At 68.7% G+C, this 21,410-nt stretch carries 25 protein-coding genes and 2 pseudogenes; 15 read left to right on the top strand and 12 right to left on the bottom strand.

Annotated features, from left to right (window positions below; translation table 11 throughout):
- Nucleotides 1-9 precede the first annotated feature (9 nt).
- The 3 genes from OHA25_RS42805 to OHA25_RS42795 form a co-directional block, all read right to left on the bottom strand.
- A complete protein-coding gene (locus OHA25_RS42805; protein WP_327582627.1) occupies nt 10-273 on the bottom strand; it encodes an ATP-binding protein in 264 nt (87 codons plus the stop codon).
- A gap of 66 nt (nt 274-339) precedes the next feature.
- Nucleotides 340-588, bottom strand: a complete 249-nt coding sequence (locus OHA25_RS42800) for a hypothetical protein (RefSeq protein ID WP_327582626.1) — start codon at nt 586-588, stop codon at nt 340-342.
- Nucleotides 589-597: 9 nt separating this feature from the next.
- Nucleotides 598-1,488 (bottom strand): helix-turn-helix transcriptional regulator, encoded by an 891-nt coding sequence (locus tag OHA25_RS42795; protein WP_327582625.1) that lies wholly within the window; start codon nt 1,486-1,488, stop codon nt 598-600.
- Between the two features lie 84 nt (nt 1,489-1,572).
- Here OHA25_RS42795 and OHA25_RS42790 point away from each other — a divergent pair, with 84 nt between their 5' ends.
- Nucleotides 1,573-2,289, top strand: coding sequence for a hypothetical protein (locus OHA25_RS42790; protein ID WP_327582624.1), 717 nt, complete (start codon nt 1,573-1,575; stop codon nt 2,287-2,289).
- A gap of 366 nt (nt 2,290-2,655) precedes the next feature.
- Entirely contained in the window at nt 2,656-2,832 is a 177-nt protein-coding gene (locus tag OHA25_RS42785; RefSeq protein WP_327582623.1) for a hypothetical protein, read from the top strand.
- Nucleotides 2,833-2,843: 11 nt separating this feature from the next.
- On the opposite strand, the gene OHA25_RS42780 is transcribed toward OHA25_RS42785, so the two are convergent.
- Genes OHA25_RS42780 through OHA25_RS42770 form a run of 3 tightly spaced genes read right to left on the bottom strand, consistent with a single transcriptional unit; the run spans nt 2,844 to nt 6,015 of the window.
- Nucleotides 2,844-4,472: a GMC family oxidoreductase gene (locus OHA25_RS42780; protein ID WP_327582622.1), complete on the bottom strand. Its 1,629-nt coding sequence runs from the start codon at nt 4,470-4,472 to the stop codon at nt 2,844-2,846.
- A gap of 22 nt (nt 4,473-4,494) precedes the next feature.
- Nucleotides 4,495-4,917, bottom strand: coding sequence for a gluconate 2-dehydrogenase subunit 3 family protein (locus OHA25_RS42775; protein ID WP_327582621.1), 423 nt, complete (start codon nt 4,915-4,917; stop codon nt 4,495-4,497).
- 45 nt (nt 4,918-4,962) lie between these two features.
- On the bottom strand, nt 4,963-6,015 hold the full coding sequence (locus OHA25_RS42770) for a sigma-70 family RNA polymerase sigma factor (protein ID WP_327582620.1): 1,053 nt from the start codon (nt 6,013-6,015) through the stop codon (nt 4,963-4,965).
- Between the two features lie 147 nt (nt 6,016-6,162).
- Here OHA25_RS42770 and OHA25_RS42765 point away from each other — a divergent pair, with 147 nt between their 5' ends.
- Together OHA25_RS42765 and OHA25_RS42760 are read left to right on the top strand one after the other, a co-directional pair.
- The gene (locus OHA25_RS42765; RefSeq protein ID WP_327582619.1) at nt 6,163-6,885 is read left to right on the top strand and encodes an SDR family NAD(P)-dependent oxidoreductase; all 723 of its coding nucleotides are present in this window, start codon (nt 6,163-6,165) and stop codon (nt 6,883-6,885) included.
- A gap of 34 nt (nt 6,886-6,919) precedes the next feature.
- Nucleotides 6,920-7,651 (top strand): SDR family oxidoreductase, encoded by a 732-nt coding sequence (locus tag OHA25_RS42760; RefSeq protein WP_327582618.1) that lies wholly within the window; start codon nt 6,920-6,922, stop codon nt 7,649-7,651.
- A gap of 97 nt (nt 7,652-7,748) precedes the next feature.
- Here the strand turns inward: OHA25_RS42760 and OHA25_RS61650 are convergent.
- A pseudogene (locus tag OHA25_RS61650) lies at nt 7,749-8,276 on the bottom strand (SMI1/KNR4 family protein); the annotation flags it as partial.
- Between the two features lie 10 nt (nt 8,277-8,286).
- Nucleotides 8,287-8,466, bottom strand: coding sequence for a hypothetical protein (locus OHA25_RS42755; RefSeq protein WP_327582617.1), 180 nt, complete (start codon nt 8,464-8,466; stop codon nt 8,287-8,289).
- Here OHA25_RS42755 and OHA25_RS42750 point away from each other — a divergent pair.
- From OHA25_RS42750 to OHA25_RS42730, 5 genes are all read left to right on the top strand, one after another.
- The gene (locus OHA25_RS42750; protein WP_327582616.1) at nt 8,460-8,660 is read left to right on the top strand and encodes a hypothetical protein; all 201 of its coding nucleotides are present in this window, start codon (nt 8,460-8,462) and stop codon (nt 8,658-8,660) included. The two genes, OHA25_RS42755 and OHA25_RS42750, sit on opposite strands and share 7 nt — an antisense overlap.
- A gap of 90 nt (nt 8,661-8,750) precedes the next feature.
- The gene (locus OHA25_RS42745) at nt 8,751-9,665 is read left to right on the top strand and encodes an SDR family NAD(P)-dependent oxidoreductase (RefSeq protein WP_327582615.1); all 915 of its coding nucleotides are present in this window, start codon (nt 8,751-8,753) and stop codon (nt 9,663-9,665) included.
- A 550-nt stretch (nt 9,666-10,215) separates the two neighbouring features.
- Nucleotides 10,216-11,184 carry a class A beta-lactamase gene (gene bla, locus OHA25_RS42740; RefSeq protein WP_327582614.1) on the top strand — a complete coding sequence of 323 codons (969 nt, stop codon included), beginning with the start codon at nt 10,216-10,218 and terminating at the stop codon, nt 11,182-11,184.
- 273 nt (nt 11,185-11,457) lie between these two features.
- Nucleotides 11,458-12,825 carry an MFS transporter gene (locus OHA25_RS42735; RefSeq protein ID WP_327582613.1) on the top strand — a complete coding sequence of 456 codons (1,368 nt, stop codon included), beginning with the start codon at nt 11,458-11,460 and terminating at the stop codon, nt 12,823-12,825.
- Nucleotides 12,826-13,306: 481 nt separating this feature from the next.
- Nucleotides 13,307-13,774, top strand: coding sequence for a hemerythrin domain-containing protein (locus OHA25_RS42730; protein ID WP_327582612.1), 468 nt, complete (start codon nt 13,307-13,309; stop codon nt 13,772-13,774).
- 170 nt (nt 13,775-13,944) lie between these two features.
- Here the strand turns inward: OHA25_RS42730 and OHA25_RS42725 are convergent, their stop codons facing one another.
- From OHA25_RS42725 to OHA25_RS42715, 3 genes are all read right to left on the bottom strand, one after another.
- On the bottom strand, nt 13,945-14,334 hold the full coding sequence (locus tag OHA25_RS42725; protein ID WP_442941951.1) for a phosphotransferase: 390 nt from the start codon (nt 14,332-14,334) through the stop codon (nt 13,945-13,947).
- A gap of 276 nt (nt 14,335-14,610) precedes the next feature.
- Nucleotides 14,611-15,732 carry a serine hydrolase domain-containing protein gene (locus OHA25_RS42720; protein WP_327582611.1) on the bottom strand — a complete coding sequence of 374 codons (1,122 nt, stop codon included), beginning with the start codon at nt 15,730-15,732 and terminating at the stop codon, nt 14,611-14,613.
- Nucleotides 15,733-15,971: 239 nt separating this feature from the next.
- Complete coding sequence (locus OHA25_RS42715) at nt 15,972-16,940, bottom strand: LysR family transcriptional regulator (protein WP_327582610.1); 969 nt, start codon at nt 16,938-16,940, stop codon at nt 15,972-15,974.
- 139 nt (nt 16,941-17,079) lie between these two features.
- Here OHA25_RS42715 and OHA25_RS42710 point away from each other — a divergent pair, with 139 nt between their 5' ends.
- Nucleotides 17,080-17,574 carry an MBL fold metallo-hydrolase gene (locus tag OHA25_RS42710; RefSeq protein ID WP_327582609.1) on the top strand — a complete coding sequence of 165 codons (495 nt, stop codon included), beginning with the start codon at nt 17,080-17,082 and terminating at the stop codon, nt 17,572-17,574.
- Nucleotides 17,575-17,975: 401 nt separating this feature from the next.
- Here OHA25_RS42710 and OHA25_RS42705 read toward each other — a convergent pair whose 3' ends face one another.
- The gene (locus OHA25_RS42705) at nt 17,976-18,572 is read right to left on the bottom strand and encodes an NAD(P)-dependent oxidoreductase (RefSeq protein WP_327582608.1); all 597 of its coding nucleotides are present in this window, start codon (nt 18,570-18,572) and stop codon (nt 17,976-17,978) included.
- A gap of 83 nt (nt 18,573-18,655) precedes the next feature.
- On the opposite strand from OHA25_RS42705, the gene OHA25_RS42700 reads away from it, so the two are divergent.
- The 5 genes and pseudogenes from OHA25_RS42700 to OHA25_RS61645 form a co-directional block, all read left to right on the top strand.
- On the top strand, nt 18,656-19,258 hold the full coding sequence (locus OHA25_RS42700; RefSeq protein ID WP_327582607.1) for a PadR family transcriptional regulator: 603 nt from the start codon (nt 18,656-18,658) through the stop codon (nt 19,256-19,258).
- Between the two features lie 114 nt (nt 19,259-19,372).
- Nucleotides 19,373-19,753: an SgcJ/EcaC family oxidoreductase gene (locus OHA25_RS42695; RefSeq protein WP_327582606.1), complete on the top strand. Its 381-nt coding sequence runs from the start codon at nt 19,373-19,375 to the stop codon at nt 19,751-19,753.
- Nucleotides 19,750-20,148 carry a hypothetical protein gene (locus tag OHA25_RS42690; protein WP_327582605.1) on the top strand — a complete coding sequence of 133 codons (399 nt, stop codon included), beginning with the start codon at nt 19,750-19,752 and terminating at the stop codon, nt 20,146-20,148. The genes OHA25_RS42695 and OHA25_RS42690 overlap by 4 nt, the downstream gene beginning before the upstream one ends.
- Nucleotides 20,149-20,585: 437 nt before the next feature.
- Complete coding sequence (locus tag OHA25_RS42685; RefSeq protein ID WP_327582604.1) at nt 20,586-20,849, top strand: citrate/2-methylcitrate synthase; 264 nt, start codon at nt 20,586-20,588, stop codon at nt 20,847-20,849.
- Nucleotides 20,803-21,365 (top strand): annotated as a pseudogene (locus tag OHA25_RS61645) (IS1634 family transposase); the annotation flags it as partial. The gene OHA25_RS42685 and the pseudogene OHA25_RS61645, both read left to right, overlap by 47 nt.
- Nucleotides 21,366-21,410: the final 45 nt, after the last annotated feature.

Below are 21,410 nucleotides of genomic sequence, written 5' to 3'. Positions count from 1 at the left end.
TCCGGCAGCTCAGGCAGCAGGTCGAGCAGCGGGGGACAGCAACTGGTGCAGCAACTGGTGCAGCCCTCCGAAGGCCAGCGGGAGCTCCGTCTGCACGCCCGAGCAGCCGACCACCCGCACGGCGGACCCGGCCTCCGCGACCGCCCGCCGCAGCAGTGCGGTCTTCCCGATCCCGGCCTCGCCCCGCAGCACGAGGGCGCGGCCCTGGCCACGGCGAGTATCGGAAACGAGGCCGCTCAACGCCTGAAGTTCCTCTTCCCGCCCATGGAGCATGTTTGGAGGCTACCTCCGCGGAACGTCAGGAAGCCTTGGTCGCCGCCGTCAGCACGGGTGTCCTCCTCATCGGCCTGTTCCACGCGGGTCCCGGCGCCTTCGGCCGTAAGGGGAACCGCGTGAGCGCTGTGAGAGGGCCAGACGGACACCGAAACCCTGCAGCACCGCGCCCGTGACGGCCTCCATGGCACGCCGTACCCGCGAGTGGTCGAACAGCGCCCGTGCCTTGTCGATCGCCATGGTGTAGCACGTGAGCCACGCGAACGTCATCCGCGAGAACAGCAGGCCGAGGAAGGCGGTCAGCTGAACCCGCATGCAACTCTCCTAGAGTCTCCCGACCTCGGGCTCGCCGGCCTCGGCACCCGTGGCGGCATCCGCGCCCCAGTTGGCGAGCAGGCGAAGCGCCCGCTCGGACGCCGCCCCCGCCTCCGCGGTGTACACCACCAGGGTCTGATCACCGCCATCGGCGGGTCTCAGACACTCGAAGTCGAGCGTCATCTCACCCACCAGCGGATGGATGAACCGCTTCCGGCCACGGGCATGATCGCGCACGTGGTGGGCGGCCCACCACGTGCGAAAGTGGTCGCTCTTGACCGACAATTCGCCGACGAGCGCCGCGAGTTCGGCGTCGCCGGGGTGGCTCGCCGCCTGGACGCGCAGGTAGGCGACAGTATCCCGGCCTTTTGATGTCCAGTCGGCGAAAACGGCCTGGACGGAGCGGTTAAGGAAGATCATCCGGGCCCAGTTGCGGTCGCGAGGAGACAGCGCGGCGAAATCGGTGAAGACCGCGGATGCCAGGCCGTTCCACGCCAGCACATCGGCCCGGTGACCCACCACATAGGCGGGTACGCCCTCGGCCATGTCCAGCAGTCGTAACAGGCCGGGGAGCACCTTCGGGCGGCTGACGGGCCGCCTGTGGCTCGGTTTGACGAGGTTGCGGAGGTAGGCGCGCTCGTCTTCGCTGAGGCTCAGGGCCCGGGTGAGAGCCTCGAGGATGGGTTCGGAGACGTTCCGGACCTTGCCCTGCTCGAGACGGATGTAGTAGTCCACACTCATGCCCGCCAGGTAGGCGAGTTCCTCGCGGCGGAGACCGGGCACGCGGCGCCGCCCGCCGAACGGCTGGATGCCTGCCTGTTCTGGCTTCAGGCGGGCACGCCGGTTCCTGAGGAACTCGCTGAGCTCGGCACGCCGGTCCATCTCGCTAGTATCGGTCATTCTTGTCTCGTAAGGGTGGTACCGCGGTGCCCAGGATAAATCCGGCCATGGGTGCGCCTCCGTCCGCCGCCCACCATTGATGCCATGATCCTTCAACTGGCGAACCTTCTCATGGCGGTCACGATCACGGGCGCGATCCTGCCGGATCCCGCGCCCGCGGGACCGGACCGGCCGTACGAACCACCGGTCGGCGGCCCGGAGAACCTCGACACGCTCGACGTCGACGTGGCCCCGGACGGGGGCGGTCACAACGGCGTCACCATCACCTTCGACCGGCGCAGCCGTACGGAATCGGGAGAGAAGCCCGCGGCGGCGAGGCGTTTCGTGTTCCTCTTCGACCGGTCGGTACGGCTCCGCCCGGAGGCGTTCCCCGTCTGCGACGAAGCTGCGTTGCGCGAGCGGGGGCCCGCGGCGTGCCCGTCCGGGTCGCGGGTCGGATCGGGCTCGGCGCGGTATCACGGCTCGGCCGGCACGCAGGAGGTGCTCGCGTTCAACGGGCGGGCACCGGACGGCACGCCCCTCGTGCTCGTGTCCATCCCCGCAAGCAAGACCGTTCTCCCGCAGACGCTGGAGCGGGCCGCGCCGCCGTACCAGAAGAAATATCGAATCGCGCTCGACGAGATCCTCCCGCCGAATGCCACGCCGCCCCAGGACCGCGGCGCCACGACCCGGTTTACCCTCAGCTTCGGAGCCGCCCGCGGATCGGTCAGCTACGTCGAAGCGCCACCGAGACGGCTCGACTTCGCGCTGTGGAGCGAGTTCGTCACCGGCCAACGACTCATGACCCCGGCCGCCCAATAGGGCGACGGTCCGGTGTCCGGGTCACGCTGGGGCAATGAGGAAATACCGCGCTACCTCCGCATTGCCTCAGTCTCGGCCTACGATCGCGAAGTTCTCTGTCGCGCGGGCTGAGCTGGAGGAGGACTGCACTGCAGAGGTGAGCCTCTACTGCTCCGTTCCGATGAGCATCGCTCTGCACCCGTCGAGGCCAAGCACCTCCCGGGCTACGTAGCCGTCCGCTGATGCGAGGGCCTTTTTTGATGAGGCAGGCGTACGCCGGGCCGAGCCTCATCGGGTCGGCCTTCGATCATCAGGCTGACCTCGCGTATGGCGGATCGGCAAGCGGGAGTTCTCCTGGGCGGGATCGCTGGCCATCTCCGGCCTGCTGTGTGTCCTGGGGACCAGCATCGCCATCAGGATCTGGGCGCGGTCAACGACAAGGCCATCCCGAGCACGTTCGAGTGGACCCTCGCCGGCGCCGCGGCCGCCGGCATCCTCGCCGTCGTGGTGGCCATGCCGGTGCTGATCGCCCGTCTGCTGCGCCCCGTCCGCCAGAGCATCTGAGGTGCTCGGCGTCACCACTCGGCGCAGACATGCTCGGCCGCGCGAAACGCCAGGGCCATGATCGTCAGCACGGGATTGACGGCGCCATTGGTGACGTGCACGGAGGCGTCCATGACATAGAGGTTGTCGTGGCCGTGGACACGGCCCCACCGGTCCACGACCGACGTCCGCTCGTCATCGCCCATCCGGCACGTTCCCGATTGGTGCTGACCCGCGTACAGGGCCAGGGGAGCCGGCTGCGTCCACGTCCGCCGCGCGCCCGAGGCGAGCAGCCAGGCGCGGGCCCGGCCGGCAATGTAGGCCGCGGTACGCACGGTCTCCGGATGTGTCGTGCCGGACAGGCGGGCGACAGGGATGCCCCACCGGTCGCGTACGTGGGGGTCGAGTCGCGTCCTCGCGTGCGGGCTGGGGATTTCCTGGACCGGACCGCCCACCCGCATGACGTGGCGGTACTTCTCCCGGATGTACCGCTTGTTCTCCATGCCCCAGCGGGGCAGGTCAGGAGGCAGATTGCCGGCCCAGAAGGCGATCGGCAGCACGGTGAACTCGTCGGCGAGCATCGCCCCGCCGATGACGCCGTCGTTGTGGTGCGCGACGTCGAGTGTCGCCAGCGAGACGCCGGGCCCGAGCCCGTCGTACACGGGCTCCGGCATCTCGCCCAGAGCCCAGGCGTAGGCGTGGCCTTGCACGTGCCGCCCCACCTGATCGTGGTTGTTGCCCAGCCCGTACGGCTCGCGCCGCGTCCGTGAGTTCTGGAGCAGCCGCGCCGTCTCGATCGCACCGGCCGCGCAGACGACGACCTCGGCCTCGACGACGTGGCGCGCCCCTGACCGGTCCACCCAGCGGACGCCGGTGACCCGGCCCGCGGGATCGCATTCGATTCGTTCGGCCACCGCCTCCGGCAGCAGCCGGGCGCGGCCGGTGGCGAGCGCGCGGCGTAGCACCGTGTTGTGCGAGCCGTTCTTCGCCTCCACCCGGCAGGCGAAGCCGACACAGTGCCGGCAGCGGGTGCACGCCGCCCGTCCGGCGTACGGCACCGAGTTGATCAGCAGGGGCACCGGCAGCACCTCCCAGCCGAGGGCGGACGCGCCCCGGCGCAGGGCTCTGGCCTGCGGGCCCTCCGGAAGCGGGGGCATGGGGTACGGCCTGGCGCGCTTCCAGTGACGGCTGCTCGCCTGGTGGTCGCCGCAGACCCCGATCTCCCACTCGGCCCGTTCGTAGAAGGGTGCGAGGTCGTCGTAGCCGATGGGCCAGTCGGCGAGACTGCTCCCCTCGGGGACGCCGTACGTGCTCGCCATGGCGAAGTCGGCGGGCAGGAACCGCCACGCCTGGGCCCCGTAGAGCCGCGTACCGCCGCCGACCAGCGTGGCGTTGCCGTGGAAACCCGGCTCGTGCGGCCGCACCACATGCTCGCCGCCCGCCGCCTCGACGAAGACCCGCGGGCCGTCCTCGTAGTCCGGGCCGGAGCGGTGGGGATAGCGGGTGAAGCGGTGATTGCGCAGATGGTCGCGGCCGATCTGCTCGTACGTGAGGTCGCGGCCGCGTTCCAGCACGACCACCTGCTTGCCGGCCTCGGCGAGGATCGCGGCGGCGACCCCGCCACCCGCGCCCGATCCGATCACGACCGCGTCCGCCCGCATCAGCCGCGTCCCTCTCGCCCGATCAATCGCTCACCTCGAACCCGATCATCCGCCAGGAGACGGCGTCGCGGTTGCCGCCGTTGTCCGGATCGCCGTAGAAGCCCTCCATGACGTGCCCCACCACCGTGTTGACGAACACCACCGGGTCGAACGGCCATGGCGTGCGAGTGTCGCCGGATTCCACGCCCCGCAGCAGCTCCTCGCGACGCTCGTACGAGAGCACGGGGAAACGCGCGCCGTACCTCCCGCGCGCCTCGGCCTCTACGGCGTCGAGGCCCGCCGCATAGTACGCGCGCAGGTCGAACCGCCCCTCCAGATAATCGAGCACACCGGCCTCGGTGCCGCTCGGGTACTCGTCGGCGGGGACGATCGTGTCCACGACCGCGCTCAGCGTCGCGGCCTGCTCGGGGGTCACTCCCCACAACGGGGCGCCGGGCGCTCGCATCTGTCCTCGATCACCTGCCTTTCCGGGACGGATCGTATGACGTTTTCACAGTGCGGCGCGTCCGCCGGGATCGGCACTCGAGCCGCGAAGGCCGGAGTCCTGGTCGAGTGTCCGGGGCAGGCCGAGGTGCGCTGCGATCGTCGTCTCGAAATGCGTGAGCTCGCAGATCCGGTCGCCGGCGAAGCCTGCCACGAGGACCCCCGTGACGCGCAGGGCACCGGTCACCGGGTCGCGGACGTACTCGCCCCACGCAGGCTGGCCGTTCGCCCGGACCGGCACCATCCTGGCGATCCCTCGCCGGTGCGCGTCGATCGCGGTGAAGAACCGGTGGACCGCCTCGGTGCCCCGGTACTCGAAGGGCAGGGGCGGCATCCGCACCCACACGTCATCGGTCATCAACGCGATGAGCGCATCCACGTCGTGCTCGGTGAAGGCCGTGACGAAGCGGTCCACCAGCGCCTGCTCCTCCGGCCCACCGGCGGGTGGCGGTGACGGCCGCTCGGGGGCGCGGGCCGCGTCCATAGTCGCCCGGGCGCGCTTGAGCGCACTGGTGACGGCATCCTCGGTCAGTCCGAGCAGCTCGGCGGCCTCGCTCGCCCGGTAGCCGAGCACGTCACGCAGGAGCAACACCGCGCGCTGGTTCGGCGGCAGCAGTTGAACGGCGGTCACGAACGCCAGCGAGATCGCCTCGCGGGACTCGTACCGTGCCTCAGGTCCCGGCGCCTGATCGGGCAGGCCGTCGAGCAGGACATCCGGATACGGCTGCAGCCACAGCACCTCGCCCATCCTGGAAGGCTCCGGCGGTGAAATCGCGGGCTGCGCAGCCGCCACCCGCCGGCGCCCTGACGTCCGCAGCACGTTGAGGCACCGGTTGGTGACGATGCGAAACAGCCACGTGCGGATGGACGATCGCCCTTCGAACCCGCCCAGGCCGGCCCACGCCGAGAGCAACGCGTCCTGCAGCGCGTCCTCGGCGTCCTGCAACGACCCGAGCATGCGGTAGCAGTGCGCCTGCAGCTCGCCGCGATGTGGCTCGATCAGCGCCGTGAACGCGTCATGGTCACCCTCCCGTGCCCGCTGGAGCAGTTCGGCCGACATGGATCACCTCCGTCGTCATTCTCCGCTCGGTACCGACACCGCCGGCCGCCTGAACTGGTCGCCACGGGCCCGCCCAGTTTCCGCCGGCCCGCAGTGTCTGTCTGTGGTGCAAGCCCGCACCGTCAGAACCGAACGGAGAACCCCATCATGTCGAACACCATCGCGAACAGGACCGTCCTCGTGACCGGCGCCAACCGAGGCCTCGGACGCGCGCTGGTCGATGAGGCCTTGCGCAGAGGCGCCGCGCGGGTCTACGCCGGGATGCGGCAGCCCTCGCCCCATCCCGACGGACGCGTCACCCCACTGATGCTCGACGTGACCGACGGCGCGCAGATCCAGGCGGCCGCCGAACGCGTCGATGCGCTCGACGTCCTGGTCAACAACGCCGGGCTGGCGGCCTACGACGACCTCGGTGACCGGGCGGTGCTGGAGCGGCACTTGGCGGTCAACCTCTTCGGCCCGTACGCCGTCACCCAGGCGTTCCTGCCGCAATTGACCCGCTCGCGCGGCGCCGTCGCCAACGTGTTGTCGCTCGCGGCCCTCGCATCCCTGCCGCTGACCCCCGCGTACTCGATCTCCAAGGCCGCGGCGTTCTCGCTCACCCAGTCCCTGCGCGCATTGCTCGCTTCGCGGGGTGTCCGGGTGCACGCCGTGCTGGCAGGACCCTTCGACACCGAGATGTCCCGCGGCTTCGACGTACCGAAGGCCGCTCCGGAGTCGGTGGCACAGGCGATCTTCGACGGCGTGGCCGGCGGCGAGGAGGAGATCTTCCCTGACCCCATGTCGGCGTCTCTGGCGCCGAGCTGGCCCGTCGGCGCGGTCAAGGCGCTCGAGCGCGAGAACGCCGCGTTGCTCGAGTCTCCGCGCTGATCACGACCACACAGGAAAAGGAGGACGAAGCATCGTGAGCGACTTGTCGGGTAAGACCACTCTTGTTGTCGGCGCGAGCCGAGGGCTGGGACGCGGGATCGCCGGCGCGATCGCCGACGTCGGCTCCCCGGTGATCGCGCTCAGCCGGTACGATCACCTTCCCGCCCGTTCGGACATCCGAACCGAGGTCGCGGACGCCGCCGACGCCGCGACGGCCAAGCGTCTCCTCGACCGCTATGAACCGGCCGCCGTCGTCCTGGTGGCCGGCGCCGGCCCGCTCATACGTCCGCTGCACGAGCAGACGTGGGAGACGTTCTCGGTCAACTGGCACGCCGACGTCCAGATCGCGTTCCACTGGTTGCGCGAGGCCCTGCTCCGGCCCTTGAGCCCCGGCAGTCGGGTGGTCGTGGTCAGCAGTGGTGCCGCGCTGGCCGGGTCGCCGCTCAGCGGCGGGTACGCCGGAGCCAAGGCCACTCAGCGTCTGATGACCGCATACGCGCGGGACGAGGCCGAGCGTGCCGGCCTCGCCATCACCTTCACCGCCGTGCTGCCCCGGCTCACGCCGCTGACCGCACTGGGCCGGCCCGCCGTGCAGGCGTACGCGGCGCGTGCCGGCGTGCCCGAAGAGGAGTACGTCCGGGAGCTGGGAGAGCCGCTGACCCCCGAGGGCGCCGGCGCCGCCGTGGTCGAGCTACTGACCGCGGATGCCGCCACCGTGGCCCCGGCCTATCTGCTCTCCGCCGCCGGCCTGCGGCAACTGCCCTGACGCAGCTCGGCGGGTCGCCCTCCGGTGTGACGCTGTGAGGCGAGTCACGGAGCGGTTCCCCACGCTCCAGCGCGTGCGCGACGTCGTCGAGGAAGTCCGCGTAGGACGGCCAGGCCCAGCTGCCGGTGAAGGTCAGGCCTTCCTCGTGGAAGAAGCTGCCGACTCGGCCCTTGCCGTCGAGCACCAGGTTGTCGCCGCCGCCGTCCATCGCGAACGGGATGGCGCTGCCGTGCCACCAGAACCCTTCGGGGTCGACGTACCCCTGAGGCTCTTTGGAGCCCGACGGCATCACGTCCTCGGACACGTCGCAGCTGATCTTCCAGTCCCACACGATCTCCTCGACCGGGGTCAGGCGGTAGACGAAGAAGAACGACCCCTTGCCGAACTCCGCGCCGTTGTGGCGCAGCAGCGACGCTTTCAGATCATCGGGGAAGGTCACGCCCATCGTGGCCTCGGCATTGGCGATATCCCTGAGCGTGGTAGGCGGATTGAGCTCCTCGTAGGTGCGTGGCGCGTTCTTGGCCAGCCATCGGTCAAGGCGTGTCCAGGCCGCGTTCACGCGGGCGGTGACCTGGCGGTTCGGCCGGCGGACCACGGGCCGGCGCTGCCTGGGACGGCACCCCATGCTTTCCATCTCAGGCTCCCGCGTGGGCTTGGGTTCCTGCGCGAGCGCGGCCACTGCCGGAGGCGGCGTCTCGACGTTCGCTCATGTCCCGGGCCTGCCGCAACCCCGACCAGGTGGCGGCGATGACGAGCAACGACGGACCGTAGTACCAGATGAGCCCGGCCACGTCGTACTCCCAGAGCGGTGGCATTGAGGACCCGGCGCAGCGCCAGCCAGGCCAGCACCCACAGCGTGACCCCGACCGGCAATAAGGACCTGTCACTGATGTCATCGATGATGCAGTGGATCAGCGACATGGGCGGCGGTGGGGCGGCCATGGTGCTGACGCGCCAGCGGGATGGCTCGGGCGGTGACAGCAGGCGGCCGCTCGTCGACGGGCGATAACCGATGGTTATAACCACAGGTATTGGACCATAAGGTGGTCCACCGGCGAGCATGATGATCGATCCCATTCCCACGAAGCGGAGAGACGTCATGACCGAACAGCCGCAGCCGTCGCGGCGGGCGATCCTCACGACCGGCGCCACGGGCGCGGTGGCGCTGGCCGCCGGCGTCGTTTCCGCGGCAGCGCCCGCCCTGGCCAACACCCAGAACCCGCCCGCCCCGTCCACCGGCAGGGCCGACCCCCGAGGGCGCTTCGCCGGCAAGGTGGTGCTCATCACCGGCGCCACGTCGGGCATCGGGCAGGCCACCGCGTACGAGCTGGCCAGGCACGGAGCGCAGGTGTTCTTCTGCGGGCGGCGTGAGGAGCTCGGCCACCGCCACGAGCGGGAGATCCGGCAGTTCGGCGGTGAGGCAACGTACATGCGGGCCGACGTGTCGAAGGAAGATGACGTGCGGGCGTTGGTGGCCACTTGCGTACGCCGGTACGGGCGCATCGACATCGCCTTCAACAACGCCGGAATCGAGAGCCCGAAGGCGGCGCCGCTGCACGAGCAGACGCTGAACGACTTCGAGCAGGTCTGGCGCACGAACGCGGCCGGGGTGTTCCTGGCGATGAAGTACGAGATCTCGCACATGCTCCAGCAGGGCGCCGGGATCATCGTCAACACCGCCTCGATCTCGGCCGAGGTGGGGTTCGCGACGATCTCGCCGTACAACGCGAGCAAGCATGCCGTGGCGTCGTTGACGAAGGTGGCCGCGCTGGAGTACGCCGACAAGAACATCCGGATCAACGCGCTGGCCCCCGGCGCCGTGGACACGCCGATGCTGGAGCGAGCGGCGAAGGCGTTCGGGGTGACGTACGAGCAGATCGCGCAGGACTACCCGATCAAGCGGATCGTACGGCCACAGGAGATGGCAAGGGTGGTGATGTGGCTGGCCTCCGACGACGCGACCGCCGTGCTGGGCACGGACATCGACGCGTCGGGCGGCTACCTCACCGGTTGACACCCGAAGCCGCCGCTACGAGCACCGTCTCGCGAATTCTCTGTCCTGCCTCCAGCGATGCCGCACTGCACGTCAGACGGCATCTGGTGGACAGCCTTTCCCGACCTGGCTTGCGCATGGTGTTCGCTCGCAGCGCTCACCCTGTCATCGTCCGTCCCCACAATGCCCACCACACCCGCGAGGGCCACGGTTACGGCAACCCCGCGCGAACCCGGCCCCAACCTGGGGCGCGGTGAACTGGCGGAAACGGGCCGAGGGGCGGCATATCCGCTGCTCACTCAGCGTCGGGCCAGCGCCTCATAGGCGGTGGAGCGACCGATCTTGAGGCGCGTAACTCCAACCCGTACTACACAGCCGTGGCCAGGACCGCGAACATGAAGCGGCCTTTCTGGCCTGACACTCGGGTAGCCGCCATGAGCCCAAAGTGGAGCGTTGGGCATTCGCCAGCGTCATTTGCGCTTGAGGCGACTATCGATATCCATATCGATATGACAGAATGATCCATATCAATATTGGACGTTCCTGGGTAGTTTCTGATCTTCTCTTCGGCATGACACGACATCTCCGACTGCGACCAGCGGTCGTGATATTGACCGCTTCTGCGCTGCTGGGCTGCCCCGCCTATGCGGCGGGTGCCGTCACCGGCAAGACGAGTACCATCAGCGTCGCCGCCCAGACGGGGAGCAACGCCCCCTCCGGCTCCGACCTGAACAAGACGCTGCAGGAACTCGAGAAGTCCTACGACGGGCGTATCGGCGCGGTGGGCATTGACCTGGAGACCGGGAGAACGGTCGGCTACCGGGCCGACGAGCGCTTCCCGTTCAACTCCATGTTCAAGGTGTTCGCGTGCGCGGCAGTGCTGCACAAAGCGCGCACCAGCGACCCCGGGCTGATGGACAAGGTGATTCGCTGGAAGCCTGCCGAGATGGCCGAGCTGACGGCGAACTCCCCAGAGACCACCGAATACACCGACACCGGCATGACACCCGCACAGCTGTGCCGCGCCGGGATCACCAAATCCGACGGCTTCGCGGGCAACACGCTGCTGAAGCAGATCGGCGGGCCGCGCGGGCTGACCGAGTTCTTCCGCGCCACCGGTGATCGGATGAGTCGCCTGGACCGGACGGAGCCCAGGCTGACCGAGTGGAAGCCCGGTGAAGAGCGCGACACCACTACCCCTGCGGCGGCCGCACAGACCTTCACCAAGCTCACCACCGGTAAGACCCTCCACACCCGCGACCAAGCGCGGCTGGTCGGCTGGCTGAAGGCCAGCCTCACCGGCGCCAATCGGATCCGGGCGGGACTGCCCAAGGACTGGACGGTCGGCGACAAGACCGGCACCGGCGGCGCGAGCAACTACGGCACCGCCAACGACCTGGCGATCGTCTGGACACCCGGATCGAACGCGCCGATCATCCTGTCGGTGTTCACCAACCGCAACCTCAACAACACCCCGCACGATGACAAGGTGATCGCCTCCACCGCGACTGCGCTGGCCAAGGCCCTCGGCAGGTTGTGACCGGCCATCGGGTGGTGACGCGGTCGGCAAGCTAAGCGGATCTCGAATGCCGCCCAGGCTGCCGACACCACCACCCGCCCGCAGCGGTGCGGAGGGCAGCGTCAGTCGAGACCGTTGACCGCTCGGGCGTTCCGGTCCTCGATGTAGGTCGCCCCCGCGCGCTGGATCAACACGAGCTTGCGCGCCGCGGCCGTCGGCAACCCGCTCCTGACAGCGGCCGCGTACGCAGCGATCAGCCCGGCGAATTCTAGAATCTCCTACGGAAGGGTGGGCATGGTCGGGACGTTGGGTTCGCCCCGCACCGGCACCATCGACGCGCGTTCACGCGCGCCGTTCGGCTGGGCGCCGCTGGTCGTCCTGTTCATCGTCGGATTCGTGGACCGGATGGAGCACAACCTGCTGATCGGCGTGCTCCCTGCCGTTCAGCGCGATTGGGGCTTCAGCGACACCGCCGCCGGCTCGATCCCGACGGCCGCCGCCCTGGCGGCGGCCGTCGTGGCCTTGCCCGCCGGGTATCTGGCGGACCGGCTCAGCCGTACCCGGATCATCGCGGTGGTCGTCCTCGTCTGGGCGATCGCCACGCTGGGCTCCGGCCTGGCCACCGGGTTCGTGATGTTCTCCCTGATGCGCGTGCTGCTGGCGGCGGCTGAGAACATCGACAACCCCGCCTCCGGGAGCCTGCTCGCCGACTACTATCCGCCGGTCAGCCGGGCGAAGGCGTATGGGCTCACGCGCGTCACCATGCACCTCGGGGGCGTCGGGACACTGCTGGGCGGAGTGCTGGCGGAGGCGTTCTCGTGGCGTACGGCCTTCCTCGTCATGGTGGTGCCGGGCGTGCTCACGGCCCTGCTTGTCTGGCTGCTGCGCGAGCCGCGCCGCGGCGAGCTCGACCGCCTGGTGGCGGCCGGCGACGCGTCCCCGGCCTCCCTCGCGCCCGCTCACGCGGCCTCCGCCACGTCTACTTCCACCGCCTCCGCCGCGCCCCTGGCCAAGCCGCCGTTCTGGCGGCAGTTCCGGCAGGTCCTCGCCATCCCCACCCTGGTCTTCGTCTGCGCCGGCCTGTCCCTGCTCACCCTCGGCCTGGCCGGGATCTTCTACTGGCTACCCACGTTCATGGTGCGCACACTCGGCGTCGGCACGGCCGCGGCGGGCTCGCTGAGCGGACTGATCACGGCCGCGGGCACGCTGACTGGCACCCTGGTCGGATCCTGGCTGGGCAGGAAGTGGCACGGCACCCGCAAGGGCGGCCGCCTGCTGGCCGGCGGCAGCGGTATCACGGCCGGCTCGTTGGTCCTGGCCGGAGCGCTGTCCATGGAGTCGATCGGCGCGATGACCGTGCTGATCCTGCTCGCCAGCTCGCTGATGGCCATCGCGATCCCGAACATGACGGCCTGCCTGGCGGACGTGGTCCCGGCCGCCTCACGCGGCCTCGGCTTCGCCGTCCTGCAACTGCTCATCACGGGCGGCGGCGCCTTCGGCTCCCTGGTCGTCGGCATCGCCTCGGACCGGCTCGGGTCGTTGCTCGCCGGGATGTACATCCTGGTGATCCCGATGGTCGCCGGCGGGCTCCTCACGCTCAGGGCGAGGGCGTCGTTCGAACGCGACGCGCGCAAGGTCATGGAGGATGCCTCCCGCGGCTGAGCCGCGGCACACTGGACGAGCGCCCGCTGCTGAGCCCCGGGCGGCCAATAGCGGTAGCGCTTCACCTCGACGTTGGACCCCCGGTGCGATGGTTATCTAGGGTATTGACGTCTTCTCGCAGGTCAGAGTGAGATCTTGTCAGCCACGTAAGGCGCGTTGGCCAGCGCCCAAGGAACGTTGCATCGCGCGCGTGTCCAGGTGCTTCGTCCGAACCCGCGACGCCGGACAGAGGTCGAAGTCGGTGCGATGGCGAAACCGAAGCCGCCCAGCAACGCGATGGTGACCGCGGCCGGGACCTGGGCGGCGGCGGTGAAGGTGAAAGCGAACACCGATGTTGTGGGACGGCCGGCCTGAGTTGATCGTCTGGGGGGCGTCAGTTTAGAGTTCCAGGCAGCGTCGCGTGTCGGTGGCGGACTGCGTCAAGCATGGAGGCGTCGGATCCGGAAGGTGGTCATGATGACCCTTTCCCCGTTCCCCACCCGTGGGTGAGAGCGAGAAGAACAGGCTCATAGCCTGGAACCTTGAACTGCAGGCGGCGCATCAACGACTGCATCGAGCACTGCGCCTCGCGCGCGAATCCCTGGAAGCCGGGGACACCACCGCGGCACGGGCAGACCTCCTGCTGTACTGCAAGGGATTCTGTGCCGCCCTCGACGGGCATCACGTGCGCGAAGACGTCGGGCTCTTTCCCGAACTGTCCGCGCGCCATCCGTCGCTGCGGCCCACGATCGCCAAGCTCCAGCAGGACCACGAGATGATCGCGATGCTGCTCGGGCGGTTCGACCATGCGATCACCTCGGACGCCACGCCGAGCGAGCTGGCCATGCACCTGGACGGCCTCTCCGCGATCATGGAGTCCCATTTCCGGTACGAGGAGCGCGAACTCCTGGGCGTCCTGTCAACGCTGGACCTCGACGCCGATCCGCATGAGCTCCTCGGACCGCTCTGATCGCGGCCTTCCGATCCCGTCGTACTGCGATGGATTATCGGGGTTGTCAAACGAATCTGCTGGTCAGTCGCATGAAGGTCGTTAAGGCACGTCAGGCACCATCGACCCCAGCATGCCGAGCATGGTGGGGTCCGGCGCGAAGGCATTCGAGCGTGTGGAGAGGCGATTGATCAGCGATGGGCCGCTGCGATGAGGCGGCGCAGGGTCGCGACGTCCGGGGTCGGCCGGCAGGCGCGAAAGAAGCGGTCGGCGGTGCCGTCCGGCAGCAGAATCCAGGCGGCGGCGAGGTCGACGGCCGGATCGCCGGCGAACAGGTCGCCGAAGTCGATCACGCCGCAGATGGTGCCGTCCGCGGTGAGGACGTTGGCCGGATGCAGGTCGCCGTGGAGCCATAGTGCCGGCCCGGCCCAGCCGGGCGCGACGGCGGCGTCGTCCCAGACCGCGCGGACAGCGTCCGGGTCGGGGATCAGCCCCGTCTCAGTGGCCTCGGCGAGCTGCTGGGCGACCCACTCGGAGGAGCCGGCCAGCGGCCCTCCGCGGCCCCGGCCGGCGGTGTCCACCTGTTCGGGGGCGGGTTGGTGTGCGCAGGTTAGCGACAGCCGAAGGAGAGGGACTGTCCCACAACGCGGTGATCAGACGCTCCTTGGACACGTCAAATCGCACTCCAGCCTGCGACGAGCGGGTCGACCACGGCTCTGAGCCCATTGTTGATCAGGAAATTCTCGGCAGTCGAGGGTCAGCCCGACCTGGAAGCACGACTGGGGCCTGACCACAGCAGTGCCCAGGTGGCCGGCCCGCGGGCCTGGGGGCTCGGAGGGTTGAGGGGCCAGGCTGCCCTACTTGCCGGGGCAGAGGACGGCTTCGGCCGCCTGGTTGATGGCTCGGCCGGTGGCGGCGGGGTCCTGATTGCTCGTCGTGGTGGACATCGCGAACTGGATGCGGCCGTCGGTGGAGCTGACGGTGACGGCGGTGAAGCCGGCGGCGCCGCCTGCGGTCACCTGCAGTTGTGGGTCGCCTCCGCACATGGGCGTCGGGGCAGGGGTGTTCTCGGGCGGGTCGGTGATCAGCTTCTGCAGGGCCGGTGGGAGCAGTTTGCCCTGGTGGAAGGCGCGGGAGAACGCGCTGATGTCGCGCGCGGTGGAGATCACGCCTCCGGCGCCGTGCCCGAAGCTGGCGTTGAGCCGGTCCATGTCGTGCACCTTGCCTTCGGCGTCGGTGCTGTAACCGTGCCCGTGCGGGCCCTTGATGCCCTCCGGCGGCTTGACCGGCAGGTACGTGCGGCTCATCCCGAGCGGGACGAAGAGCCGGCGGGCGAATTCGGCGGCCAGCGAGCGGCCGGTCACCTTCTCGATGATCATGCCGAGCAGCATGTAGTTGGTGTTGGAGTAGAAGTACTTCTCGCCCGGCTCCCCGGTGCGCGGCTGGCTGCGTGACTTCTTCACCAGCTCGATCGGCGGGTAATAGGTGGTGAAGTCGTATATATCGACGAGCTTGGGAGTGAACCAGTTCGGGATGCCGGATGTGTGCCGGATCAGCTGCCGTACCGTAATCTCGTCGGCCCGCTCCACGGCGTCCTGGCTCACCACCTCCGGCAAGAGGTCGCTCAGCTTGTCCTCCAGCCCCAGCTTGCCCTCCTTGACCAGCTGGAGCACCACCGTGGCCGTCAGCCGCTTGGTCTGCGACCCGATCCGGTAGCGGGAGTCGGCGGGGATGCGCCCGCCCTTGCCGTCGAGGAGCCGCGAACCCGCCGAGCCCTTGCCGACGCGCCTCCCGTCCACGTAGACCTCCCCGATCGTCCCCACCACCCCGCTGGTCCGGGCGAGTACGTCCAGGGCCCGCTGCACGTCCCCCACCTTCGACGTGGCGGCGGTCGCGGTCGCGGGCGTGGCGGCGACGGCCAACGTCAGCATCGTGCAGGCCAGGCCGGCGACGTGGCGTGCCGTTATGGCGTGGTTCATGATGATGATCCCTTCGTTGCGTGCGGGATCTTTTGTAGGGCGGCGGGTGTTTCCTGGCCGTTTCCATCGGTCCGGCGGCCGTGGAGCGGCATCGGGCCGATGTCGGCCGCCCCCGCCTCGGTGTCTCCAGCAGTTGGCGGGAGGCCATGAAAGTGAACAAGGGCGTCCTTCTCGGGGGGTGAAGGGATGAGGGAAGCATCCCGCCACCTGCTCTCCCGGCACTCAGGTACACCGGGAGATCAAGAACCGTTGGCCTCCGCGACACCGACCTTCGCGGTCCGGAGGTCCGCCGTGTCGGCAGGCGGTCCACAAACCTCTGCGACGAGCGAGCGGAACCATTGGTGAGCTGGGTGGGTGTGCAGCCGCTCATGCCAGACGAGCTTGTAAATCAGCTTCTCGGTTTCGAAGGGCAAGTCGCGGACGACCAATCCGTGCCGCGCGATGAGCATCTGGCCGGGTCCAGTGACAAAGCCGCTCGGCACACAGGTCAGCAGATCGCTTTCGGCGACGATCCGCAACGCGTCGGCGAAGTGGTTGACGACGGCGACGATCGTCCGTGCGTGTCCCTGCAAGCTGAGCCAGCCGTCGATCGCGCTCAGATCCATGCCTGACGGGGTCACCAGCACGTGGGCGGCCGCCGCGAACTGATCCAGGGTCATCTCTCTCATCAGCGCGTGTCCGCGTTGCATCACGCACACGTAGTGATCTGTACGAAGACCCTGCACATGAATGCCACGAGGAAGCGCCGGAAACATGCCGACCGCGCAGTCCAGTGTGCCGCGCTCGATTCCGTCGAGAGAGCTGGCGTTCGTGTGGAAGGAGAACGCGACGCGAGCATAGGTCGACGCGGCCCTCAGCTTCAGAGTGATGCCGCAGACCGCTTCCGCCGTGAGGCTGTCGGTGACCGCGAGGCGGAAGCTGGTCGGGTCCGAGCTGGGGTCGAAGTGGTGGGGTGCGATCGAGGCCCGGATCACGGCCAGGGAACGATGAAGCTCAGGCCAGATGGCCAGCATCCGCGAGGTCGGCTGGACGCCGTCGGCGACTCTGAGGAACAGCTGGTCCTGCGTCAGCTTCCGAGCGCGCCTAAGCGCGTTGCTGACGGCCGGCTGGCTCATCGACAGGCTGGCCGCGGCGCGCGTCACGTTCCGCTCCAGCATGATGGCCTCGATCACCAGAAGGAGGTTGAGGTCGAGCCGTACGTTATTCACCTGAGTGATGACGATCCCCTCAGACTCTGAATTGGACCCATCCGGGGCAACTGGGCAACTATCAGCGGGAACGCGCCACGCCGAGTATCAAGACCGGTTACCGCGAGTGGCGCCCACAATGTCAGAAGGATTTCGCAACATGATAGACGCTCCCGCTGAAGACGTGCTGCCGAAGCTGACCGGAAAGATCAGCCCCGAGCGGATTCGTCTCCTGCGCACCCCGCGGCCGCTCCAGGGCCTGATCGAGGGATTCAAGGGCATCGCCGACGCCACCAGCGTGGTCTCCGACATCATGGATGAGCTGGGCATCACCGGGGTGATCGGCGCCTCGGTTCTCATCATCGCGGTGGCGGGCACGGAAGTGCGCGTGCTCCACACACCGGGCCACGCTCCCGGCGCCTGCTCCTTCCACGTGCCCGACCTTGGCGCCGTCTTCACCGGGGACACCCTCTTTCAGGGAGGGCCGGGCGCGACCGGGCGCTCATACTCGTCGTTCGAGACGATCATCGCCTCGATCCGCGACAGACTGCTCGTCCTGCAGCTCGAGACGATCGTGCACACCGGCCACGGACCCGACACCACGATCGGCGCCGAGCAGCCTCACGTGCAGGAATGGATACGCCGAGGGCATTGAGGACGGCATGCCTGCCTGCCGTTGGCCGCCTACGGCCTGGCCGTAGGCCCTGGAGCTTATCAACGAAGGGTTGAACTGACGTCGACACCCGGTTACCAAGCGGATCTGGGCGCTCGCCGTGCGCGGCGACGAGGTAAACGATCAAGCTCCACTCCTGCCGGCCCTCCAGCAGATGGCGCTCCGGGTGAGTCGGCATCAGCGCGCCGACCAGCTCATGGCGGAGGTGCTTCCGGGAATCGCTGGAGTGCCGGGAGGCGTTGGAGGTCATCGCCGCCATGGCCGAGGCCCTGCACGCCTGCCGGGCTATCGTGGTCGTCTCCGGGTACGCCAATGAGTTGTGCGACAGCGAGCTGTTCCGGGGTAGGGCACCATTACTGGATGGTGCCACCGTGTGAGCGATGCTATCGCGGGCCGCAGATACCGAGGGCCTTGCCGATCAGGGCGGGATCCTCGACGGTGTCGAGCAGCGCCATCGCGTAGTCGGCGCGCGAGAGCTGCATCGCGCCGCCCGTGGCGTTGGCCTCGAAGTCGATGTGCACGCGCCCGGCGGGCGGCTTGTCGTTGAGCATCGTGGCGCGGGCGATGCTCCAGTCGAGCCCGCTGACCTGCAGCATGCCCTCGGCGCGTGCGAGGTCCGCGTACGCCTCGCGGAGGAACAGCCATGCCAGGGAGACCGCGAGGCGGGGCCGGGTGGCGGTCACGGAGCGGCTGCTCGTCATCACCACCCGCCGTACGCCGTGCTCGTGCATGGCGGTGATGAGGGTGGCGGCGATCCGGCTGCCGCCGACCGCGGCGATGACGGCGTCCTGCCCCTGTACGGCCCGGCGTACGGCCTCGAGGTCGTGCGCGTCGCCCTGGTGCACACCTGCCAGCCCGGTGCGGGCGGCGAGCAGTTCCGGCCGGCGGGCGAAGGCGGCGATCTCGTGTCCACGTTTGACGCCTTGCGTCAGGACGTGCTTGCCGGTGCGGCCGGTAGAGCCGATGACCATGATCTTCATTCTAGTGCCTCCTTCAATATGGTATTTTGCACTATAGCGATACTCCTGAGCTATAGTGCAAACTGCACTAAGAAAGGAGAGTCATGGCACGACGTCCCGACCTGGTCGGCCTGACCGTGCTGGCCATGCTGTCGGTACGTCCCGGCCACCCGTACGAGCTGCACCGCTTCATCGTCAACACGCACAAGGACTACGTGACGGGGCTGCCGAGAAGCCTCTACCACGCGGTCGACAAGCTGGCCGGCGAGGAGCTGATCGTCCCCGTCGAGACCAGCAGGGAAGGCCGCCGGCCCGAACGCACCATCTATGAGATCACTGACGAGGGCCGCCACGAACTGGCGACCAGGCTCCGAGCGCTCCTGGAGAACCCGGGTGGCGAGCGCCGCGTCTTCACCGCGGCCGTCTCGCTCATCGGCGTCCTCCCGGTGCCCGACGCGTTGCAGTCCCTACGCACCAGGGAGGCGGCACTCGAAGGAAACCTCGCCGGGCTGAACGGACACCTGAGAGCCCTGCGCGACAGCGGTCTGCCCGACGTCCTGACGATCGAGCTCGACTACGAGCGGGCCCTGACCGAGACCGAGCTGGCCTGGATCAGGCGGCTCATCGCCCGCCTGGAGTCGGGCGAACTCGACTGGTCGGGCACCTTCAACCGCGACCAGCTGGAAAACGTGCTCGACGAATCATGAGAAGCGGCTGTCAGGGTGCGCCAACACCCTGACAGCCGGACATCCGAACAAGGCGCCTGCCCTGCCTGGAGTCGCAACCTCAGGATAGGCGCCGCGACCACAAGGAGTTGCGCCATGTCCGCCACCGCGGAGATCATCACCATGCTCACCTGTCTAGTCGAGGCGTGGAACGCAGGTGACGCCACCGCTTACGCCGCGCGGTTCACCGAAGACGCCGACTACATCTCCTTCGACGGCACGCACACCCAGGGGCGACAGGCCATCGAGTCCTCGCACCGATGGCTGTTCGAAGGGCCGCTCAAGGGCTCCACCATGGCCGCCCCCGACAGCGACGTCGAAGTCAAGCCGCTGGCCGACGGCGCCGCGCTGCTGATCTCCCAGGGCGGCACCGCCGTGGACGGCCGCCGGCGCGACTCGATCGTCACCCTCACCGCCGTACGCACCCCCGAAGGCTGGCGCTTCGCCTCCTTCCAGAACACCAGGGTGACGTCGTGACCAAGAAGAAGCTGCTCGCCGAGGTGGCCGGGATCATCGAGGCGCCGGTCGCCAAGGTCTGCGGCGCCATGGCCGACGAATTACTGCCCGGCGGCAGGCGCTCCGGCCGCTTCACCGTCGAAGACTTCCCCGGCCACACCTCCACCGTGGAGGTGGCCGGTCACACCATCTCCTTGCAGGGCGGCTGGTGGTATCGGGGCGAATGGAGCGTCGAACCGCATCCCGAAGGGACGCTGCTCGTGCATCGCGTCTTCAACGTGGCGCGGTGGGCGCGCTGGGGTGTGCCGCTCGCCAACCGCATGTTCGTCGGTTTCGCCGACAGCACGCGTGCGGCCTTCATGGAGAAGCTCGCCCGGATAGGACATCGTCTGGGGTGTCCCACCCGTCCGGCCTGAGTGTCAACGGTTCTCTGCGCCGGATGCCCGTCAGGTCGGCGTAGTCCGTGGCGACAGGGTCGCCACTCTGATCTCCCTACGTCACTCACATCCGCACGACCAGTGGCGGTGGTAAGCCCAGGCGTTCTTCAGCCGCCATCGCCACTGGCTAGTGCGTTGTTGCTTAAGCCCCTGTTCCAGCGGACGCCGGTGGTGTAGCCGCAGATCAGTAGCCGGAGCATCAGCCGGGGGATCGCAGGGCGGGGTAGCCGCGCTTCTCGGTGTAGTCCGCCAGCACGAGACCGCTTCATCCCGACCAATTCGACCTCGAGCAGCCCATTCCCACCACGCACACCGTGATCGTATGAAAGATCGCGAAGCGCCGGCGGGTCGCCGCCGGACCTTCATGCGTGGCAGTAGTCGCCTTACTGGCGGAAGTCCCGCATGGAGAAGAGCACATGCGGGCCCCGCTGGAGACCGAGGAGCTGATCGCGCCGGTGCCGATGAACGTCGACGGTGCGACCGCGGTCGTCTACGCCGAGCTGGGCTTTCCCGCGCCGCTAGCCCGGGGGCTGTTCGTGCTCAGCCGCAGCGTCGGCATCCTCGCCCACGCTTCTGCCGCTGATCGTCTACAGAGTGCCGCCGACCATGACGGACAGGTCGAGGCCATCGCGTCAGCGGCTGGCCGCTGGGCAGGAAGAGCTGGATCTTGGGCTGGATGACCGGCCGGCCGCGGGCGGGCCGCTGGAGATCGCCAGTTCGCGGATGGGGCACCTGTGGGATGCCCTGTCCCGCGCTTACGCCGCGCTTGGGTTTGAGACCGCGGCCGAGGGTGATGAGGTGTTCTGGCAGCTGGTGCTCGCTCGAGTGATCGAACCGACCAGCAAGCAGGACAGCCTGCGCGTGCTGGACGAAGCGGGCATCACCTCGGTGTCGTATGCGACGGTGAAACGCCGGCTGCCGCTGCATGCGGCAGAACGCTGGCGCACGGCCCTGGCCGAGGCGTGCGCGACGCACGCCCGTCTGGGACCGGCCTCGCTGGTGCTCTACGACGCGGGCTGCTGACCGATGCCTGCGGGTTCCCGCTGATGGTGCAGGCCTGCGAGGGCAATAAGGCTGAGACGCACGGTGGTCCGGGCGTTCATGACGGCTCGCCGGCCCGCCGATGTCACATCGTGGCCGACGCGGGGATGATCTCCGAGGCGAACAAGCGGGCGATCGAGGAGGCAGGTCTGTCGTTATCTTGACGGCTTTGGTGCTCACTACGAGCGAGCGCCTTCGGG

Source organism: Nonomuraea sp. NBC_00507 (genome assembly GCF_036013525.1).
Taxonomy (GTDB): Bacteria; Actinomycetota; Actinomycetes; order Streptosporangiales; family Streptosporangiaceae; genus Nonomuraea.
This window is presented reverse-complemented; position numbering and strand designations above follow the sequence as displayed.

What these genes read in the sequence shown, in the direction of transcription:
- OHA25_RS42745 (WP_327582615.1), top strand. Translation starts at nt 8,751, where the DNA reads ATGACCGAACAGCCGCAGCCGTCGCGGCGGGCGATCCTCACGACCGGC.
- bla (WP_327582614.1), top strand. Translation starts at nt 10,216, where the DNA reads ATGACACGACATCTCCGACTGCGACCAGCGGTCGTGATATTGACCGCT.
- OHA25_RS42705 (WP_327582608.1), bottom strand. Translation starts at nt 18,572, where the DNA reads ATGAAGATCATGGTCATCGGCTCTACCGGCCGCACCGGCAAGCACGTC.
- OHA25_RS42755 (WP_327582617.1), bottom strand. Translation starts at nt 8,466, where the DNA reads ATGCCACCGCTCTGGGAGTACGACGTGGCCGGGCTCATCTGGTACTAC.
- OHA25_RS42805 (WP_327582627.1), bottom strand. Translation starts at nt 273, where the DNA reads ATGCTCCATGGGCGGGAAGAGGAACTTCAGGCGTTGAGCGGCCTCGTT.
- OHA25_RS42775 (WP_327582621.1), bottom strand. Translation starts at nt 4,917, where the DNA reads ATGCGAGCGCCCGGCGCCCCGTTGTGGGGAGTGACCCCCGAGCAGGCC.
- OHA25_RS42700 (WP_327582607.1), top strand. Translation starts at nt 18,656, where the DNA reads ATGGCACGACGTCCCGACCTGGTCGGCCTGACCGTGCTGGCCATGCTG.
- OHA25_RS42800 (WP_327582626.1), bottom strand. Translation starts at nt 588, where the DNA reads ATGCGGGTTCAGCTGACCGCCTTCCTCGGCCTGCTGTTCTCGCGGATG.
- OHA25_RS42765 (WP_327582619.1), top strand. Translation starts at nt 6,163, where the DNA reads ATGTCGAACACCATCGCGAACAGGACCGTCCTCGTGACCGGCGCCAAC.
- OHA25_RS42735 (WP_327582613.1), top strand. Translation starts at nt 11,458, where the DNA reads ATGGTCGGGACGTTGGGTTCGCCCCGCACCGGCACCATCGACGCGCGT.
- OHA25_RS42795 (WP_327582625.1), bottom strand. Translation starts at nt 1,488, where the DNA reads ATGACCGATACTAGCGAGATGGACCGGCGTGCCGAGCTCAGCGAGTTC.
- OHA25_RS42790 (WP_327582624.1), top strand. Translation starts at nt 1,573, where the DNA reads ATGATCCTTCAACTGGCGAACCTTCTCATGGCGGTCACGATCACGGGC.
- OHA25_RS42685 (WP_327582604.1), top strand. Translation starts at nt 20,586, where the DNA reads ATGCGGGCCCCGCTGGAGACCGAGGAGCTGATCGCGCCGGTGCCGATG.
- OHA25_RS42770 (WP_327582620.1), bottom strand. Translation starts at nt 6,015, where the DNA reads ATGTCGGCCGAACTGCTCCAGCGGGCACGGGAGGGTGACCATGACGCG.
- OHA25_RS42695 (WP_327582606.1), top strand. Translation starts at nt 19,373, where the DNA reads ATGTCCGCCACCGCGGAGATCATCACCATGCTCACCTGTCTAGTCGAG.
- OHA25_RS42780 (WP_327582622.1), bottom strand. Translation starts at nt 4,472, where the DNA reads ATGCGGGCGGACGCGGTCGTGATCGGATCGGGCGCGGGTGGCGGGGTC.
- OHA25_RS42720 (WP_327582611.1), bottom strand. Translation starts at nt 15,732, where the DNA reads ATGAACCACGCCATAACGGCACGCCACGTCGCCGGCCTGGCCTGCACG.
- OHA25_RS42710 (WP_327582609.1), top strand. Translation starts at nt 17,080, where the DNA reads ATGATAGACGCTCCCGCTGAAGACGTGCTGCCGAAGCTGACCGGAAAG.